Source organism: Bacillus sp. PAMC26543 (genome assembly GCF_014250375.1).
GTDB classification, from domain to species: Bacteria; Bacillota; Bacilli; order Bacillales; family Bacillaceae; genus Bacillus; species Bacillus halotolerans.
Genome location: NZ_CP060193.1, coordinates 2,560,387 through 2,578,565, shown reverse-complemented (window position 1 = coordinate 2,578,565; position 18,179 = coordinate 2,560,387). Strand labels below are relative to the sequence as shown.

Annotated in this window: 17 protein-coding genes and 2 pseudogenes; 14 read left to right on the top strand and 5 right to left on the bottom strand. The window is 43.3% G+C overall.

Annotation, left to right across the window (positions count from 1 at the left end):
• Nucleotides 1–147: 147 nt before the first annotated feature.
• Together rsmD and coaD are read left to right on the top strand one after the other, a co-directional pair.
• Nucleotides 148–705, top strand: a complete 558-nt coding sequence (gene rsmD, locus H7F27_RS12870) for a 16S rRNA (guanine(966)-N(2))-methyltransferase RsmD (RefSeq protein ID WP_105954181.1) — start codon at nt 148–150, stop codon at nt 703–705.
• A gap of 1 nt (nt 706) precedes the next feature.
• Nucleotides 707–1,192, top strand: coding sequence for a pantetheine-phosphate adenylyltransferase (coaD, locus tag H7F27_RS12865; RefSeq protein WP_024121295.1), 486 nt, complete (start codon nt 707–709; stop codon nt 1,190–1,192).
• Between the two features lie 12 nt (nt 1,193–1,204).
• Here the strand turns inward: coaD and ylbJ are convergent, their stop codons facing one another.
• On the bottom strand, nt 1,205–2,431 hold the full coding sequence (gene ylbJ, locus H7F27_RS12860) for a sporulation integral membrane protein YlbJ (RefSeq protein ID WP_103671646.1): 1,227 nt from the start codon (nt 2,429–2,431) through the stop codon (nt 1,205–1,207).
• 180 nt (nt 2,432–2,611) lie between these two features.
• On the opposite strand from ylbJ, the gene H7F27_RS12855 reads away from it, so the two are divergent.
• Together H7F27_RS12855 and ddcP are read left to right on the top strand one after the other, a co-directional pair.
• Nucleotides 2,612–3,391: a patatin-like phospholipase family protein gene (locus H7F27_RS12855; protein ID WP_024121297.1), complete on the top strand. Its 780-nt coding sequence runs from the start codon at nt 2,612–2,614 to the stop codon at nt 3,389–3,391.
• Between the two features lie 4 nt (nt 3,392–3,395).
• On the top strand, nt 3,396–4,421 hold the full coding sequence (gene ddcP, locus H7F27_RS12850; protein ID WP_185847990.1) for a protease DdcP: 1,026 nt from the start codon (nt 3,396–3,398) through the stop codon (nt 4,419–4,421).
• Nucleotides 4,422–4,465: 44 nt separating this feature from the next.
• On the opposite strand, the pseudogene H7F27_RS12845 reads toward ddcP, so the two are convergent.
• The 3 genes and pseudogenes from H7F27_RS12845 to H7F27_RS20725 form a co-directional block, all read right to left on the bottom strand.
• A pseudogene (locus H7F27_RS12845) lies at nt 4,466–5,614 on the bottom strand (IS3 family transposase).
• Between the two features lie 110 nt (nt 5,615–5,724).
• A complete protein-coding gene (locus tag H7F27_RS12840; RefSeq protein ID WP_185847989.1) occupies nt 5,725–6,972 on the bottom strand; it encodes a nucleotidyltransferase in 1,248 nt (415 codons plus the stop codon).
• Nucleotides 6,969–7,152: pseudogene (locus H7F27_RS20725) on the bottom strand (hypothetical protein). The gene H7F27_RS12840 and the pseudogene H7F27_RS20725 overlap by 4 nt, the downstream one beginning before the upstream one ends.
• Nucleotides 7,153–7,179: 27 nt before the next feature.
• Between H7F27_RS20725 and H7F27_RS12835 the strand changes: the two are divergent.
• From H7F27_RS12835 to gerR, 3 genes are all read left to right on the top strand, one after another.
• Nucleotides 7,180–7,698: a YceD family protein gene (locus H7F27_RS12835; RefSeq protein ID WP_024121301.1), complete on the top strand. Its 519-nt coding sequence runs from the start codon at nt 7,180–7,182 to the stop codon at nt 7,696–7,698.
• A gap of 21 nt (nt 7,699–7,719) precedes the next feature.
• Entirely contained in the window at nt 7,720–7,899 is a 180-nt protein-coding gene (gene rpmF / locus H7F27_RS12830) for a 50S ribosomal protein L32 (protein WP_003154457.1), read from the top strand.
• A 144-nt stretch (nt 7,900–8,043) separates the two neighbouring features.
• Nucleotides 8,044–8,625 (top strand): sporulation-specific transcriptional regulator GerR, encoded by a 582-nt coding sequence (gene gerR, locus H7F27_RS12825; protein ID WP_185847988.1) that lies wholly within the window; start codon nt 8,044–8,046, stop codon nt 8,623–8,625.
• A 53-nt stretch (nt 8,626–8,678) separates the two neighbouring features.
• Here gerR and H7F27_RS12820 read toward each other — a convergent pair whose 3' ends face one another.
• Entirely contained in the window at nt 8,679–9,161 is a 483-nt protein-coding gene (locus tag H7F27_RS12820) for an N-acetyltransferase (RefSeq protein ID WP_024121303.1), read from the bottom strand.
• Nucleotides 9,162–9,321: 160 nt separating this feature from the next.
• Between H7F27_RS12820 and H7F27_RS12815 the strand changes: the two genes are divergently transcribed.
• The 7 genes from H7F27_RS12815 (at nt 9,322) to H7F27_RS12785 (ending at nt 18,079) form a co-directional block, all read left to right on the top strand.
• Nucleotides 9,322–10,218 (top strand): 2-dehydropantoate 2-reductase, encoded by an 897-nt coding sequence (locus H7F27_RS12815; RefSeq protein ID WP_185847987.1) that lies wholly within the window; start codon nt 9,322–9,324, stop codon nt 10,216–10,218.
• Nucleotides 10,219–10,288: 70 nt separating this feature from the next.
• On the top strand, nt 10,289–11,908 hold the full coding sequence (gene bshC, locus H7F27_RS12810) for a bacillithiol biosynthesis cysteine-adding enzyme BshC (protein ID WP_185847986.1): 1,620 nt from the start codon (nt 10,289–10,291) through the stop codon (nt 11,906–11,908).
• Nucleotides 11,909–12,034: 126 nt separating this feature from the next.
• On the top strand, nt 12,035–12,466 hold the full coding sequence (gene mraZ, locus H7F27_RS12805) for a division/cell wall cluster transcriptional repressor MraZ (protein WP_003221402.1): 432 nt from the start codon (nt 12,035–12,037) through the stop codon (nt 12,464–12,466).
• A 68-nt stretch (nt 12,467–12,534) separates the two neighbouring features.
• Nucleotides 12,535–13,470, top strand: coding sequence for a 16S rRNA (cytosine(1402)-N(4))-methyltransferase RsmH (gene rsmH / locus H7F27_RS12800; protein WP_044155985.1), 936 nt, complete (start codon nt 12,535–12,537; stop codon nt 13,468–13,470).
• Nucleotides 13,471–13,509: 39 nt separating this feature from the next.
• The gene (gene ftsL, locus H7F27_RS12795) at nt 13,510–13,863 is read left to right on the top strand and encodes a cell division protein FtsL (RefSeq protein ID WP_003232200.1); all 354 of its coding nucleotides are present in this window, start codon (nt 13,510–13,512) and stop codon (nt 13,861–13,863) included.
• A complete protein-coding gene (gene pbpB / locus H7F27_RS12790) occupies nt 13,860–16,013 on the top strand; it encodes a penicillin-binding protein 2B (RefSeq protein WP_101861186.1) in 2,154 nt (717 codons plus the stop codon). Before ftsL ends, pbpB begins: the two co-directional genes overlap by 4 nt.
• A gap of 125 nt (nt 16,014–16,138) precedes the next feature.
• Nucleotides 16,139–18,079, top strand: a complete 1,941-nt coding sequence (locus H7F27_RS12785) for a stage V sporulation protein D (protein WP_024121311.1) — start codon at nt 16,139–16,141, stop codon at nt 18,077–18,079.
• The last annotated feature ends 100 nt before the right edge of the window (nt 18,080–18,179 follow it).

The window sequence follows — 18,179 nt, the reverse complement described above, 5'->3', positions numbered from 1 at the left end:
ATTCCGCTTATACACTTGTATATGAAGATTAGCGCTCATTGTTTGAAAGAATGCTTTATGATAAGATAGGATTGGTTTTTTCTTATACATAACGGCGTCCGGCCGAACAAGGAAACAAAATAGCTTTTAGAAAAAGTGGTGTGGAACATGAGAGTAATTTCTGGATCAAAAAAAGGCCGTTCACTAAAGGCAGTGCCGGGAACATCAACGAGACCGACAACCGATAAAGTGAAGGAATCCATTTTCAATATGATTGGCCCTTATTTTGACGGGGGCAGGGGACTTGACTTATTCGCAGGAAGCGGAGGTCTTGGTATTGAAGCGCTTTCACGAGGGTTTGAGCATTGTGTATTTGTTGACCGTGATTTTAAAGCGATTCAAACGGTGAAATCGAACTTGAAAACATTAGAGCTTACAGCATACGCAGATGTGTACCGTAATGATGCGGAACGTGCTTTGCACGCAGCTGCGAAAAGAGAAGCGGGCTTTCACGGGATTTTTCTTGATCCTCCGTATAAGGAACAAAAACTGAAGGCGCTCTTAAGTGTGATAGACGAACAACAAATGCTGGAGGATGGCGGCTTTATCGTCGCAGAGCATGACAAAGACGTCGAGCTTCCCGAAGCAGTAGGTGATCTAGTGATAACAAGAAAAGAAACCTACGGCCTGACAGGGGTGGCGATCTATAAAAAGAGGGGGTTGTGATGTGACGAGTATAGCTGTCTGTCCCGGCAGTTTTGATCCGGTGACCTACGGGCATCTGGATATCATTAAACGCGGGGCCAATATATTTGATCAAGTGTATGTGTGTGTGCTGAACAATTCTTCAAAAAAGCCGCTATTCAGTGTAGAAGAACGCTGTGAGCTTTTGAGAGAAGTGACAAAAGACATTCCGAACATAACAGTTGAAACGTCACAAGGGCTGTTAATTGATTATGCAAAAAGAAAAAATGCAAAAGCCATTTTAAGAGGCTTGAGAGCGGTGTCTGATTTTGAGTACGAGATGCAGGGAACATCCGTAAACCGTGTGCTTGATGAATCAATTGAAACCTTTTTTATGATGACAAATAACCAATATTCTTTCTTAAGCTCAAGCATAGTAAAAGAAGTGGCAAAGTATAAAGGTGCGGTGTCAGAATTTGTACCGCCGGAAGTCGAGAAGGCGCTTCAGGAAAAATTCAGGCAAGGATGAGTGTTTTTAAGCTCATCCTTTTTTTGTACCGTTTGTCAGTCTGTAAGAAAAAATGAAAATGTACGTAAACAGTGCACATAACGTGACAGCAGGGCCAATCTGCACAAGCAGATTCCATCCGCTGATAAGAGCTGTCGGCAGCTCACCTGTATCAAGAGATTTAAAAACGTACTGATCATGGTCATGCCACGCAGTGTAAAGAGGTTTCCATAACAGAATGACAAAAACGGCGGCATAAATGCCTTGCAGCACACGCGCGATAAAGAATGGTTTAAATCTGATGTCCGTCTCTGATAAAATGCCTGCCACCTGAGCCTGAACGGAAAAGCCGCTGAATCCGAGGATAAAGCTGACAACAACAGCTTTTTGCAAAAGGGAGACATCTGTCTCGCTGACAAGCTTGCTTCCTAATGTGATTTCAAACATTCCTGATAATAGAGGAATGTCCAATTGAGCGGGAAGCTGAAACAAGGTCAGTGCGCCTTTTGTAACAATAGAGAGAATATCGGTCAGCTGTACGACGGATAACAAACGATTAAAGACAGAAAACAAAATAATAAAACCGCCTACCATTAGAAGCGTTTGAACGGATGAGGTTACAGCGTCGCCCAAAATTTTTCCTAAAGGCCGTTTTTCCGCAAGCCTTGCGGTGTGAAGCGCATGTAAAGCATCTTTGATAGAAGGCAAAGCTATGGTTTTATTTCTCATGAGCTGGCGCTCTTCTTTACGCCCGTAGGAGCGCATCGTTAAACCGACAGCCAAATTGCCCAAATAGTGTGCAGATGCTAATAAAATACCTAATGACGCATTCTGAAAAAAGCCGACGGCGACAGCTCCAAAAATAAAGAGCGGGTTGGATGAATTGGTGAAGGAAGCAAGCCGTTCTGCTTCTACTCTTGAAATCTGTTTTTCCTGCCGCAGCCTTGCCGTCAGTTTTGCGCCCGCGGGGTTCCCTGATGCCATGCCCATGGCCAGAACGAAGCCGCCGACACCCGGCACGCGGAAAATAGGGCGCATAAAAGGCTCAAGCAGAACACCGACAAACCTTACAATACCAAAGCCGATTAATAGCTCAGACAGTATGAAAAACGGCAGCAAAGACGGAAATACGACCTCCCACCACATGGACAGCCCGGTTTTAGAGGCTTCGAATGAGGCCTGCGGATGTGAGATGACAGTCGCTGTTAAAAAAATAAAAAACGCAGCAATCAAAAGTGTATGAATCTTCGACAAGTTCATTCTTACCTCCCCGACGCTAAAAATGCACAATGACATGTATATCATGATAAAATATGGTATGACTCGAAACGGCCAAGCAGTACCTGTCCTCTTGACCCTTTGTACTAATATACGAGCATAGGGGTTCAGTTTAGACCATAGAATTCCGTATACAGGGAATTCGGGCAGGAGGTTAACATGTTGGCCAAACCTAAAATCGGGTTAGCGTTAGGATCGGGAGGCGCCAGAGGACTTGCTCATCTCGGCGTGCTTTCCAGTTTACATAAGCACCAAATTGATGTGGATATGATTGCGGGGAGCAGTATGGGCGCTTTGGTCGGCAGCTTCTATGCCGCGGGGCATGACGTGGAAACGATGAAAAAAGTCGCCAAGGCTTTCAAACGGCGGCTCTATGCTGATTATACGGTACCGAAACTCGGTTTTTTGAGAGGTGACCGTGTCAGGCAGCTCGTGCATGCTTATACATTCGGCAAACCGATTGAGGAACTCAAAATCCCTCTTGGAATTGTCGCGTGTGATCTGCAGACAGGAGAAAAGATTGTTTTCCGCAAAGGGTCAGTGTCAGATGCGGTTCGGGCAAGCATCAGCATACCAGGCATTTTTATTCCGCAGAAGCTGGACGGACGGCTTCTCGTAGACGGCGCGGTGGTCGACCGTATTCCGGTTTCTGTTGTAAAAGATATGGGGGCTGACATTATCATCGCTTCAGATGTCTCCAGGGTTCGGAAAACCGAAAAGGCGGCGCATATTTTTGATGTAATCATGCAAAGTATGGATATACTGCAAAATGAATTGGTGCGACATCAAACGATTGCCGCTGATATCATGATTCGCCCTTCTCTTGAAACATACAGCTCCAGCTCGTTTGCCAATATTGATGAAATGATATCGGCAGGCGAGGAGGCAACAAACCGAATGATCAGCCAGATAAAAAAAGAAATAGAGAATTGGGAGGGCTAATAACTTGCTACGTAAAAAACATTTCAGCTGGATGCTTGTCATCCTCATACTGATTGCCGTTGTATCATTTATAAAACTGCCATACTATATTACAAAACCGGGAGAAGCGACAGAGCTCGGCTCACTGATAAAAGTGGAGGGGGGCTACCTGGAAACAGGGAGTCTGTCCTTAATGACTGTCAAAGTGGGACCGGCTAATCCATTTACATACGCATGGGCTAAAATGCACCCCTATTATGAAATTGTTCCTGATGAAAGCATCAAGGAAGAAGGCGAATCAGATAAGGAATATATGAAACGGCAGCTGCAAATGATGAAAAGCTCTCAGGAAAATGCCGTCATCGCCGCATATCAAAAGGCAGGAAAAAAAGTAAGCTATTCCTTTAACGGCATCTACGCAAGCTCAGTTGTCGAAAACATGCCAGCGAAAGGGAAAATAGAAGTCGGCGATAAAATCATCAGTGCGGACGGAAAAAACTATCAGTCTGCTGAAAAGCTGATCGATTATATCAGCAGCAAAAAAGCCGGGGATAAAGTAAAGTTAAAAATCGAAAGAGAAGAAAAAGAAAAGACGGTCACCCTTGCGTTAAAACAATTTCCTGATGAGCCTGGCCGTGCCGGAATCGGGGTTTCGCTGTATACGGACAGAAACGTCAAGGTAAAGCCTGATATTGATTTCGAAATCGAAAATATCGGCGGCCCGTCAGCGGGATTAATGATGTCGCTTGAAATCTATAATCAGCTGACAAAAACAGATGAAACAAAAGGCTACGACATTGCAGGCACCGGAACGATTGATATTGACGGGAAAGTCGGCCCGATCGGCGGCATTGACCAAAAAGTTGTTGCCGCAGACAAAGCCGGCAAAGACATTTTCTTCGCTCCGAATCAAAACGGCGCCAGCAATTCTGATTACAAAAATGCAGTAAAAACAGCGAAAGACATTGATTCGGACATGAAGATCGTGCCTGTTGATACGCTGCAGGATGCGATTGATTATTTGAATAAGCTGACAGCGAAAAGCACCTGATATGGGACTGACCCCCGTTTTTGAGACAGGGATCAAAACACCTTTTATACAGCCAATTGCCGATAGCTTATCGGTGATTGGCTGTTTAGTTTCGTTTGAATACGAATGTTGTTATAATAATAAATGTATTCTTTGACAGTGCGTTCTACGATGGCGGTCGTGGTTCGATTAATGCTGTTAAGATAGAACGTTTCAGACTTTAGTGAGGAATGAAACGATTCGATGGAGGCATTATCAGCGGGCGTCCCTTTGCGGGACATGATCATGGTAATGCCTTTTGTTTTAACAGCTTTCTGATACTCATAAGATGTATACACAGATCCTTGGTCACTATGTAACACGCATTTCTGAGGCAGTGTTGGCAGCTGATCAAGTGTGTTTAAGACAAAGTCTGTGTCCTGCTTATCTCCAATCGTGAAAGCAATCACTTCTCCATTGTATACATCCAATATACTGGAAAGGTACAATTGTTTCTGTCCATAAGGCAAATACGTGATATCCGTTACTAGTTTTTCAAGAGGATGATCGGACTGAAAGTTCCGATCTAATATATTATCAACCACGGCATATGGCTGCCCATTCTTCTTGCGCTTTTTCACCTTAACCCGGCACTGCCACTGATTTTTCTGCATGATACGCTGAAGTTTTATGGTTAATACGCATTTCCTTTTTTAATATAGCTGTAATTTTTCGATATCCATATCGATACTTGTGCTCTCGGCACAACGTGCCGATTTGTTTTTCCAAATGGCGCTTGGGATGATCTTTCATCAGGTTCTTCTTCCAACGATAATAAGACGCTCGTGAGATACCTAAATGAACACAGATATTCTGTACGGTCATTGTGCCGTGCAATACTTCTACAAGTTCGACTGACGTTTGGCTATCAACTTCCTTTCCAATTCGTTGTACTTTTTTAAAACTTCATTTTGTTGTCTCAGATAACGGTTCTCTGCCTGCAGTTTCTCTAATTCGGAAGAATACTCCGGACCTTTTCCGTAAGTGTATTGCTTACCAACAGGCTGTTCAAATCGATGTGTATCTCCAGCTTTATGCCATCTAACCCATGTTTGAACCTGCGTCTTATTCTTGATATTCAATTCCTGCATGATCTCTTTCATAGGCACGCCTGCCAATCTCATTTCTACAGCCTTCTGTTTGACTTCAATCGGATAACTCATTCTTGTTCCCATACAAAAAACACCTCCAAGTCTTATTTCGGATAACAACTATCCGTTTTCAAACTTGAAGGTGTTTTTTATTTGTCTCATCTTATGGGGTCAGTCCCTATCCAGGTGCTTTTTTATATGCTCAAAAAACGGCGTTCATCCTCGTCATATCGTATTGGGGCATGTCCGTATTCTTGTAAATCAAACTCGGTTCTAAGGGGCTCTTCTATCGCAAGGCTGTAGATTCTGCTTGCTTTAATATCCAGATCGAGAGCGGGGTGGGAAAAGGAGGCCAGCTTGCTGACAAGCGGAACGGACAGCTCCTTTTTCTTTTCTGATAAAAAGGCCTGTCCTTTTTTCGTCATCCCAAGTAGTCTGATATAAGGCACCTCTTCGACATTGAGCAGACGGTGAATCTCCTGTTTTTTCGTTCTCGTTAAAATGTGTGTACTCATCCGCTGAAGCCTCGTCCACGTATATCGCTTTGTTTTCAGAAACTCCATAAATTCCTGATAGGAGCCGGCTTTTCTGATTGAAGGGAGGATTCTGTTCTCCAGCCCTTCCTCAACCTCGTATATTTGCTGTAATTCTAAGGCTGTGAGAGTCGAAAGACTATATTTCAAGTAAGAAAAATAGCTTTCTGGTGTATGCCACAGCCCGAAAGACTTGCGGTAATCCGCTAATTCCCGTGCAGCTGCTGCGGGAAGAAACGTAACGCAGTCTTCAAAAGGCTTTTCAATCAGGGCTTTTCTGATGCTGGTTGCGCTGGCGATATGGCTGTCTTCATCAGGAAGGTCGGCATCATGATAATCCGAGGAGATTCTCGATGTCGTATAGGGTTTCATTTCATATCCGCCGGAAAGAATCGATTTCACATAATGGTACCCCAAAATATTGTTCGGCTTCGACATATCAAGTCCGTTTTCTGTATGTAAAATCGATTTGAAGGCGATAGCAGCAGCTGATGGATAACTGGCACCCTTTTTAAGCTCTTCTTTGATACATTGATCAAACGAATCTTTATGCTCATCCATTACCTTTGCGGTTTCTAAAAACGGCTCAATCTTTCCGTTCTCACTCCCGAAAAACAGTGCCTCGCATCCCAGTTTGTTCAAAGTGGAGACGCTGCCGTGTGCAAAAATCTCCGCTTTTTGCACCGCGTAAAGATAAGGGAGTTCGATTACGAGGTCGACTCCGCTTTGAAGCGCCATTTTTGTGCGGGCCCATTTGGATACAACAGCAGGCTCCCCGCGCTGCAGAAAATGTCCGCTCATCACCGCAACAGCCGTGTCACATCCGGTTTGCCGCTTGGCTGTTTGGGCATGATAAAGATGTCCGTTATGAAAGGGATTATACTCAACCACCAATCCGACAGCTTTCATATTTTTTCCGCCTTTCTTGCTATGTTTAAAAACGTATGGTACATTTGCAATTGAAAACTCTTACGTCTTTTTTGATTTAAGTGTATGCATAGTATATTCAGCTGTCAACGATGCTTGGCTGGCAGCATTATGCTGTAAAGAAAAAATATTGACAAAAACATTCTTAAAAGCTATAATCATGTTTGTTGCTTTCCTGAGGTGATACAAATGAAATGGACGATTTATCAGTTGCATCAAATGAAAAAACCGAGTTTTGAGTTTGATGAGACAGTTGAGTTACATGAGCTGACAAAGCTGAATTCTGACATTCGCCGCATTTCTCCTGTAAGGGTGAAAGGCAGAGCGGATATCAAATCTAAGCAGGTTTCGTTTGATTTTACGATCTCAGGCGAAATGATTTTGCCATGCTCAAGAACACTCGTTGATGTTCCGTATCCATTTACAATTTCGACAAAAGAACTGTTTATATTTCATCAGACGGATGATATAGAAGATGATGACGTTCACACTGTTGAGGACGATACTATCGACTTAACTCCGATCGTGAAAGAAGAAATTCTTTTAGAAATCCCTATGCAAATCTTTTGTGAATCTGAACAAGAAAAAGGAGCTGCTCCTCAAGAAGGAAAGGACTGGCAAGTCATTTCAGAGGAAGACAAGAAGAACAAAGTCGATCCGAGACTTGCAGCCCTTGAAAAGCTCTTAAAACAAGATGATGAATCTTAACTCTTTAAGGAGGTGGGAATAATGGCTGTACCTTTTAGAAGAACTTCTAAAATGAAAAAAAGATTGCGCCGTACACATTTCAAACTTAATGTACCTGGTATGACAGAATGTCCGTCATGCGGAGAGATGAAATTGTCTCACCGTGTATGCAAAGCATGCGGATCATACAACGGCAAAGACATAAATGTAAAAAGTAACTAATAAGAAAAGCGCAGGGTGAAAACCCTGCGCTTTTTCTTTTTTTCTTCCTGTCAGCTTGCAGAAAATTTGTGAGTGCAAATAGTCTATCTAATCTATTACCGGCATATGTATGAGATAAATAAGCTGACATGGAGGGAGATTGATTTGACCATTACAAGACAAGATGCTTGGACACAGGATGAGGATTTGCTGCTGGCAGAAGTAGTGCTTCGTCATATTCGCGAGGGCGGAACACAGCTTTCTGCCTTTGAGGAGGTCGGAAGGGCACTGACCAGAACAGCCGCTGCCTGCGGATTCAGGTGGAACTCTTATGTGAGAAAGCAATACCAATCAGGCATAGAACTGGCAAAAAAACAGCGGAAAGAACTAAGGAAACAAATTGGGGTTCATTCCGTCAATATGCCGAATTCCGTCAAGCAGGCTGCCCCGGCAGCTTCAGAGGGGAAAAGAGATTTGTCCATTCAGGATGTGATTGAGTTTCTCGAACAGTTTAAAGAAGCGCCGTCCGCGCAAGAATTCCACATTGAAAAGGAAAAAATGAAGGAGCAAATTCAGTCGCTGCAAAAAGAACTCGAGGATTTACGGAGTGAAAACCAAACATTGAGAAACCAGTTGGAGATGACAGAAGAGGACTACAAGGCACTGATCGATATAATGGATCGAGCCAGAAAAATGGTTGTTTCGAAAGAAGACGGGAGACTGAAAAAAACAGCTCAAGAAACGTAATGAACCATCAAATGAACCGGCCCTAGGATCATCAAAGGCCGGTTGTTTCATTTCTATGCTGATTCACCCGGTGTCATTTCGCCATCCATATCCGGATGCCAGATGAGCGGGTTTTCCCCTTTGTCCCGCGCCATGTCATATTTGACTGGTTCAAAGTTCATTTTACTAAAAAACTCTGCTGATTTAATCCGAGAATTTGTTCGAATCGGCATTCTGAATGATTTGGCGAATTCAACCAATGCTGTACCGTAGCCCCTGTTTTGATAACCTGGAAGGACCTCAAGCTTCCAAAGCTCTAAGTAATCCTGATGTTGGTCGAAGTAAGGATTTGATTTGCCATTGACTTGATACAGACTCATTCGCGCTACCAGTTTATCCCCGAAATAAATCCCATAAAAAGGCGAAGTGCTGTCATTTTCAATGATATTATCTTGAAGATCTTCAAGCATTGAGAGCTCTTGTATACCGTATTCTTTGAATTTCTTGAATTCTTCAAGCGTTTTATAGTTGACGAGCAGACGTTCTACTTTAATCAAACCAATCTCCCCCTTTGTTGTTCTCTACATATATTGTAAACGCTTTATTTAAAAAATCCAAATATTTAAACTTTAATTTAAGTGTTTTGAAATCTCTGTGAAGTATTTTTTTCATACTTCTGCTATGATAATACGTAAATGTTAAATTGGGTGTGACATCATGAAAATTGGAATTCTCGGCGGGGGCTCCGTCGGTCTTTTATGTGCCTATTATTTATCTTTGGATCATGAGGTGACTGTTTTGACAAGGCGGGATGAACAGGCCGCAGCGATTCAATCGGAAGGGATTCAGCTTTATAAAGCCGGAAAAGCGTTCAATGCTCATTGCAGCGCGGGCACAGCTATTGATTCATGTTTTGACCTTCTTGTCGTGACAGTGAAACAGCATCAGCTTCAGACTGTTTTCCCGATGCTTGAACGAATCAAAAAAACAAATATTTTATTTTTGCAAAACGGTATGGGCCATATACACGGCCTTAAAGACTGGGGTGCTGACCATTCCGTTTATGTTGGGGTTGTTGAGCACGGAGCTGTAAGGAAATCGGATACAGCCGTTGAACATACAGGCATTGGTGCGATAAAATGGAGCGCGTTCAAGCAAGCTGAACCAGATCTCCTGAACGCGGTGCTTCAGCATAACCATTCCGAATTCCCAATTCGCTATGAGATGGATTGGTATCGCCTGCTGACGGGCAAGCTGATCGTAAACGCCTGCATCAATCCGTTAACTGCGCTTCTGCGTGTGAAAAATGGAGAGCTGTTGACTGTGCCTGCTTATTTTTCTTATATGAAGCTCGTTTTTCAAGAGGCGTGCAGCATTTTGCGGCTGGAAGATGAAGAGGCGGCCTGGGAGCGTGTACGTGCAGTTTGTGAGCAAACGAAAGACAATCGCTCTTCCATGCTGGTCGATGTGGCCGCCGGACGGCAGACGGAGGCTGACGCCATCCTCGGATATTTGCTGAAAGAAGCACAGCTTCAAGGCCGCGACGCTGTTCACCTTGCGTTTTTACATGGCAGCATCAAAGCTTTGGAGCGAAACCCAAACAAAGTCTTTTGAGCTTTTCTGGTAACATGCTATACTCATTTCGGATAACTAACTATTTATTGGAGAAAGGAAGTTCTAGAAGATGCAGCTAACTGAACTTTCCATCAAAAATCAGAATGTGTTTGTACAGCACTATATAGATGGTAAAGAAGAAATGTCTTCTTTTTTTGATTACAGCATTCATCATAAGGATATGTGGCAAGAAAGACTGAAAGGTTTATCCTCGCGGGTTTTCGCAAGAGAGGAATTGACAGCCTATTTATCCTCTTATCACAACAAATTCGGCTCAAGCGCCATGCAGCATTCTATTGAGAAGCTGAAGGATCCGTCAAGTGTTGCTGTTGTCGGCGGACAGCAGGCAGGGCTTTTAACAGGACCGCTTTACACCATACATAAAATCATCTCAATTATTGTTTTAGCAAAGGAAAAGGAAGAACAGCTGCAAGTGCCTGTTGTACCGATCTTTTGGGTTGCCGGAGAAGACCATGATTTGGATGAAATTAATTTTGTCCACACGTCAGAAGAAAGCGGTCCGGTGAAAAAAAAGCTACCGCAGTCTTACTGGAAAAAGTCATCTGCCGCCAACACACCGCTTGACCAAGAAAAATGCGCCGCATGGATAGACGATGTGTTTGCGGCTTTTGAAGAAACAGACCATACGAACACACTTCTAGAACATGTGAAACGATGTTTAAGGGAATCTGTTACGTTTACTGATTTCTTTGAACAGCTGATTGCGGATCTGTTTCAAGAGGAAGGCTTAGTATTGTTAAATTCCGGAGACCCGGGAATTAAAAAGCTGGAAACCGCCATGTTCCAAAAGATCCTCCGTGACAATGATGAACTTGCACACGCTGTTTCTAAACAGCAGGACTTCATGCGCGAAGCGGGCTACAAGCCGATTATCGAGTCTGGAAAAGAGCAGGCAAATCTGTTTTATGAATATGAAGAGGAACGCTTTTTAATTGAGAAGGACAACGGCCGTTTTGTGATTAAGGAGCTTGATCTGGCATGGTCGATGGATGAACTTTATACGCATATAGAAGAACATCCTGAACGCTTCAGCAATAATGTTGTAACGAGACCGTTAATGCAGGAATTTTTGATTCCTACCTTGGCATTTATCGCGGGCCCCGGTGAAATCAACTATTGGGGTGAGCTCAAACAGGCTTTTGCAGCGATGGGCTTTAAAATGCCTCCTGTTATGCCGAGGCTGAACATCACGATAGTCGAGCGCCATATTGAGAAAAAACTGGTTGAACGAAAGATATCATTACAAGAGGCGATAGAAGGCGGGACGGAAAACCAAAAAGAAAAATACTTTGAACACCAGATTCCAGAAGAGTTTACCGCGGTGATTGAGCAAGCAAAAAACCAGATTGAAGCAATTCATAAAACCGTCCGGCAGGAGGCGCTTAAGGTTGATCAGAGCATGGAGCCTTTGCTCCTGAAGAACGCGGCGTTTATTCAGGACCAGCTTCAGTTTTTAGAGCGTACAGTGACAAAACGAATTGAAGAAAAAGAAGGCTATGTCTTAAGGGATTATGAGAGAATCCAAAATAGCATTAAACCGCTGCTCGCACCGCAAGAGCGAATTTGGAATATCATGTATTATTTAAACAGGTACGGTCCAAAATTCTTCACATCATTCAAGAATCTGCCATTTTCTTTTCAAAATCAACATCAAGTTGTCAAACTTTGAAATAAAGTTTTAAAGAACCCTGAATAGTTCAGGGTTTTTTTTTTATGTATAAACAGTGTAAAATGAAGTTGTGGAGAGAAGTGGTGGATAGTGGTGAGTTAAGGAGAGAAAGTGGGGCAAAAGATCATGTTTATGGGTGAATACCAGCATACAATCGATGCGAAAGGCCGCATGATCGTACCCGCTAAATTCAGAGAAGGCCTCGGTGAGCAGTTTGTGCTGACAAGAGGACTTGATCAATGTCTCTTCGGCTACCCTATGCACGAGTGGAAACAGATTGAAGAAAAACTAAAAGCTCTTCCTCTCACAAAAAAAGATGCCCGCGCATTTACCCGTTTTTTCTTTTCAGGTGCGACAGAATGCGAACTGGACAAGCAGGGCAGGGTGAATATCGCATCATCTCTATTGAATTACGCAAAACTGGAAAAAGAATGTGTTGTTATCGGGGTTTCGAATCGAATTGAATTGTGGAGTAAAGTAATTTGGGAACAATACACAGAAGAGCAAGAAGATTCATTCGCTGAAATTGCTGAAAACATGATTGGGTTTGATATATAATGAATCTTCGTGTATAACACTCTAAAAACAATTTCAATTCATCCTGATAAAAGGTGGGACCAACACAAATGTTTCAACACAAGACAGTACTTCTTCGTGAAACCGTTGACGGCCTAAATATTAAACCGGACGGTACATATGTAGACTGCACACTCGGCGGAGCTGGGCACAGTACATATTTATTACAGCAGTTATCAGAGAAAGGGCGTTTAATCGCTTTTGACCAAGATGACACGGCATTACAGCATGCAGAAGAAGCGTTGTCCGATTATCAAGGACAGCTTATTCTGATTAAAAGCAACTTTAGGTATTTAAAAGAATGTTTACATGAACACGGCATTACTGAAGTAGACGGTATTTTATTTGATTTAGGGGTGTCTTCCCCGCAGCTGGATACACCGGAAAGAGGATTCAGTTACCATCATGACGCACCTTTGGACATGAGGATGGACCAGTCGGCCACGCTTACGGCGAAAGAGGTCGTAAATGAGTGGCGCTATGAGGATCTTGTCCGTATTTTCTTTAAATACGGTGAAGAGAAGTTCAGCAAACAGATCGCCAGAAAAATTGAGGAGGCAAGAAGCAAATCTCCTATTCAAACTACGGGCCAACTGGTCGATCTAATAAAAGACGCGATTCCCGCTCCGGCCAGAAGGAGCGGAGGACATCCCGCAAAACGCGTGTTTCAGGCAATCAGAATTGCTGTGAACGATGAACTGAAGGTTTTTGAAGAGGCTTTGGAGCAAGCGATTGACGTGTTAAAGCCGGGGGGCAGGGTATCAGTGATTACCTTCCACTCACTTGAGGACAGAATTTGTAAATCTACGTTTAAAGAGAAGTCGTCACTTCCGGAACTTCCTCCGGGTCTTCCTGTTATACCGGAAGAGTTTGAACCGGAGCTCAAGCTTATCACAAGAAAACCGATCACGGCATCTGAAGAAGAGTTGGCAGAAAACAATCGTGCTCGTTCTGCGAAGCTTCGAATTGCTGAAAAAAGAAAATAACAATACGCGAACGCAAACTTAAAAGGAGGTCATCAGCCTATGAGCAATTTAGCTTATCAACCAGAGAAACAGCAACGGCATGCGATCAGTCCTGAGAAAAAAGTGATTGTCAAGAAAAGGGCTTCCATTACACTCGGAGAAAAGGTGCTTCTCGTCCTCTTCGCTGCGGCAGTGCTGAGCGTATCGCTTTTGATCGTATCGAAGGCATATGCGGCTTACCAAACAAATATAGAGGTGCAAAAGCTTGAGGAGCAAATTTCTTCCGAAAACAAGCAGATTGGTGACCTCGAAAAAAGCGTTGCTGATTTAAGCAAGCCGCAGCGCATTATGGATATTGCGAAAAAGAACGGCTTGAATTTAAAAGATAAAAAAGTGAAAAACATACAGGAATGATTCAAATGCCAAAAAAGAATAAATTTATGAACAGAGGAGCGGCGATTCTAAGTATTTGTTTCGCTCTCTTTTTCTTTGTCATCCTTGGGAGAATGGCATATATTCAAATAACCGGAAAAGCCGACGGTGAAGTGCTTGCGACAAAAGCGACAGAGCAGCATGAAAAGAAACGGACAATCGAAGCGAGCCGGGGCTCCATTTTAGACAGAAATGGAAAAGTGATTGCTGAGGATACAGCTACGTATAAGCTGATCGCTGTTCTTGATGAAAAAATGACAACTGACAAAAAGCATCCGCAGCATGTCCAGAACAAGGAAAAAACAGCGGAAGAACTGTCTAAAGTGATAGATTTGGACAAGGCTGAAATCCTTGATATCTTAAATAAGAAGGGTGCAAAACAAGTTGAGTTCGGATCAGCAGGCCGGGATATTACCTATTCCCAAAAACAGAAAATCGAAAAGCTGAAACTTCCGGGAATTTCATTTTTGCGTGATACAAAGCGGTACTATCCGAACGGCATATTTGCGTCCAACTTAATCGGCTATGCCGAGGTTGACCAAAAAACAAATGAAATTACGGGCGCGATGGGCTTAGAAAAAGTGCTGGATCAGTATTTGAAGGAGCGGGACGGATACGTAACATATGAAAGTGACAAATCCGGCTGGGAGCTCCCGAACAGCAAAAATAAAATTACAGCGCCAAAAAATGGTGACAATGTATATTTAACCATTGATCAGAAAATTCAAACCTTTTTAGAAGACAGTATGACAAAAGTGGCGGAAAAGTATAAACCGAAAAAAGTCATGGCCGCAGTTGTTGATCCGAAAACGGGCAAAGTGTTAGCAATGGGTCAGCGTCCAAGTTTTGACCCGAATACGCGTGATGTGACGAATTACTATAACGATTTGATTTCATATGCGTATGAGCCCGGGTCAACGATGAAGATTTTCACACTCGCTGCTGCCATACAGGAGAATGTGTATAACGGCAATGAAAAGTACAAGTCCGGAACATATATAGTTGGCGGAGAACCTGTAAGGGACCATAATGATGGTGTAGGCTGGGGGCCAACAACATATCATGACGGTGTTGTAAGGTCTTCAAATGTTGCTTTTGCCAAACTGGCTAATGAAAAATTGGGCTATTCCCGGTTTAATGAGTATCTTCATAAGTTCAATTTCTATCAAAAAACAGGCATTGACTTGCCGGGTGAAGCATCAAGTAAAATCAATTTTAAATATGAATTTGACAAAGCATCGACTGCATATGGCCAAGCCTCTGCTGTTACACCAATTCAACAGCTGCAGGCTGCAACTGCGATAGCAAATGACGGTAAAATGATGAAACCCTATGTCATAGACCATATTGTTGACCCTGACAAGAAAAAAACCATTTATCAAAATAAACCTCAGTCCGCCGGTACCCCAATTTCTGCGGATACCGCTAAAAAGGTTCGTAATATTTTAGGTGATGTCGTTACCTCTGATATTGGTACTGGACAGCCATATAAAATTGAAGGTTTTGATGTGGCTGTTAAAACCGGAACAGCGCAAATTGCCGGACAGAACGGTTATCTATCTGGACGCGATAATTACGTATTTTCCGTAATGGGAATGGCGCCTAAAGATGATCCTGAGCTGCTTATCTATGTTGCAGTGCAGCAGCCGCAATTAGAAAATGATGAAACAGGTTCTAATCCAGTATCTGAAATCTTCAACCCAACAATGAAAAACAGCCTGCACTACCTGAACATTGAACCGACTGAAACGTCTGATTCAAATAAGGAAGAAACGAAAGCGCAGGCGATGCCTGACTTAACAGATCAAACTGTAACAGGTGCTCAAAAGAAAGCGAAAGACGAAAACCTCACACCGATTGTGATCGGAAGTGATATTGCAGTAAAAGAGCAATATCCAAAAGCGGGTGAGGAAGTTTTGACCAATCAGAAGGTCTTCCTGAAAACGGGGGGCAAAATCAAGATGCCTGATATGACAGGCTGGTCGAGAAGAGAGGTTCTTCAATACGGCGATTTGGCAGGAATTCATATTGAAGTGAGCGGACAAGGTTACGCTGTGAGCCAAAGCGTTAAGAAGGACAAAGAAATAAAAGACGGAACCGTGATCAAGGTGAAGTTTAAGAATCCTGATTAAATAGAAAGAAAGCTTACCCCGTCGGGTGAGCTTTCTTTTTTTATATCTCCAAAGAGGAGCGCCGTTCTACCTGTCCACACGCAGGCATAAAATGAAACAAGCCTAAATAAGGAGTGAACGGTGCCTTGCGCGTCTCGAATGTAACGGTTAGAAAACGTTTATTATTTGTTTTGCTTTTTGGAGTGATCGTATTTCTGATCATTGATACAAGGCTGGGGTATGTTCAGTTTGTCATGGGAGAGAAACTGACTTCTCTGGCGAAGGATTCCTGGAGCCGGAACCTGCCGTTTGAGCCGGAACGGGGAGAGATCCTTGATCGGAACGGCGTTAAGCTTGCCACAAATAAAAGTGCACCGACCGTATTTGTCGTGCCGCGCCAAGTCCAGAATCCGCTGAAAACGAGCAAACAGCTGGCTGCGGTGTTAAATATGTCTGAAGAAAAAGTATATAAGCACGTCACGAAAAAAGCATCGATAGAAAAGATTACGCCAGAAGGGAGAAAAATTTCAAATGAGAAGGCAAAAGAAATCAAAGCGCTCGATTTAAAAGGGGTGTATGTAGCGGAGGATAGTATCCGCCATTATCCGTTCGGCAGCTTTTTATCTCATGTACTTGGGTTTGCCGGTATTGATAACCAAGGACTTCTTGGGCTTGAAGCCTATTATGATGATGATTTAAAAGGAGAAAAAGGCTCTGTTAAGTTTTATACAGATGCCAAAGGGAAGAAAATGCCCGATGAAGCGGATGACTACACGCCTCCTAAGGATGGACTCGATATGAAGCTGACTGTGGATTCGAAGGTGCAAACTATAATGGAACGAGAGCTTGATAATGCTGAAGCTAAATATCATCCAGACGGTATGATTGCAGTCGCAATGAATCCGAAAAACGGAGAAATACTTGGAATGGCAAGCAGACCTGACTTTGATCCGGCTGATTACCAATCTGTTGACCCGTCCGTTTACAATCGGAATCTCCCTGTATGGAGCACATACGAGCCGGGTTCTACCTTTAAGATTATTACACTTGCGGCGGCTCTGGAGGAGCAGAAAGTCAACCTGAAACGTGACCAATTTTATGATAAAGGGCATGCAGAAGTAGACGGAGCAAGACTGCGCTGTTGGAAAAGGGGCGGCCACGGGCTGCAAACGTACCTTGAAGTTGTGCAAAACTCCTGTAACCCCGGCTTCGTTGAATTGGGCGAGAGATTGGGCAAAGAAAAGCTATTCAAATATATAAAAGGCTTTGGATTTGGCCAAAAAACCGGGATTGACCTGCAGGGGGAAGGAACAGGGATTTTATTTCCACTTGACAGAGTAGGCCCGGTTGAGCAAGCGACAACCGCCTTCGGACAGGGAGTATCCGTCACGCCGATTCAGCAGGTTGCAGCCGTTTCTGCCGCTGTTAACGGCGGCACGCTCTACACACCTTATATAGCAAAAGAGTGGCTTGATCCGGTAACCAAAAAAACTGTCAAAAAACAATCGCCAATCGCCAAGAAACAAGTCATTTCTAAGGAAACATCAAAACAAATCCGCTATGCTTTAGAAAGCGTCGTTGCAGAAGGCACCGGACGCAATGCGTTTGTCGAAGGCTATCGTGTCGGCGGAAAAACAGGAACAGCACAAAAGGTTAAAGATGGAAAATACCTCGAAAACAACCACATTGTATCATTTATCGGTTTCGCTCCGGCTGACGACCCGAGTCTTGTCGTCTATGTCGCGGTGGATAACCCGAAAGGCACGATTCAGTTTGGCGGAACCGTTGCAGCACCTATTGTGGGAAGTATTATGAGAGACAGCCTGCCGGAGCTTGGTGTTAAGCCTAGGAAAAATCAAATCGAAAAAAAATACCAATGGAACGACACAAAAACAATAGAAGTTCCGAATGTTGTAGGGATGTCTGTCTCAGATCTTGAGTCACTCTTGGTGAATCTGAATATAGATGCTTCCGGAAAAGGAAGCAAAATCGTCAAACAATCACCAGCTGCAGGAACAAAAGTAAAAGAGGGCTCTAAGATACGTGTTTATTTGACTGAAGAAGATGAAAAGGAGGCAGCCGATTGATTCGGGCTGCCTATTATTTTATTGCAGAAAAATGCTGATATCTTTCAAGATTAGCTGGATGTATCCTTTTTTTTACGCTAAAATATGAACTGTATGCTTA

Bases quoted from the DNA above. Each gene is read 5' to 3' on its own strand.
- rsmD (WP_105954181.1), top strand. From the start codon at position 148: ATGAGAGTAATTTCTGGATCAAAAAAAGGCCGTTCACTAAAGGCAGTG.
- ylbJ (WP_103671646.1), bottom strand. From the start codon at position 2,431: ATGAACTTGTCGAAGATTCATACACTTTTGATTGCTGCGTTTTTTATT.
- H7F27_RS12840 (WP_185847989.1), bottom strand. From the start codon at position 6,972: ATGAAAGCTGTCGGATTGGTGGTTGAGTATAATCCCTTTCATAACGGA.
- H7F27_RS12835 (WP_024121301.1), top strand. From the start codon at position 7,180: ATGAAATGGACGATTTATCAGTTGCATCAAATGAAAAAACCGAGTTTT.
- rpmF (WP_003154457.1), top strand. From the start codon at position 7,720: ATGGCTGTACCTTTTAGAAGAACTTCTAAAATGAAAAAAAGATTGCGC.
- H7F27_RS12815 (WP_185847987.1), top strand. From the start codon at position 9,322: ATGAAAATTGGAATTCTCGGCGGGGGCTCCGTCGGTCTTTTATGTGCC.
- bshC (WP_185847986.1), top strand. From the start codon at position 10,289: ATGCAGCTAACTGAACTTTCCATCAAAAATCAGAATGTGTTTGTACAG.
- mraZ (WP_003221402.1), top strand. From the start codon at position 12,035: ATGTTTATGGGTGAATACCAGCATACAATCGATGCGAAAGGCCGCATG.
- rsmH (WP_044155985.1), top strand. From the start codon at position 12,535: ATGTTTCAACACAAGACAGTACTTCTTCGTGAAACCGTTGACGGCCTA.
- ftsL (WP_003232200.1), top strand. From the start codon at position 13,510: ATGAGCAATTTAGCTTATCAACCAGAGAAACAGCAACGGCATGCGATC.
- pbpB (WP_101861186.1), top strand. From the start codon at position 13,860: ATGATTCAAATGCCAAAAAAGAATAAATTTATGAACAGAGGAGCGGCG.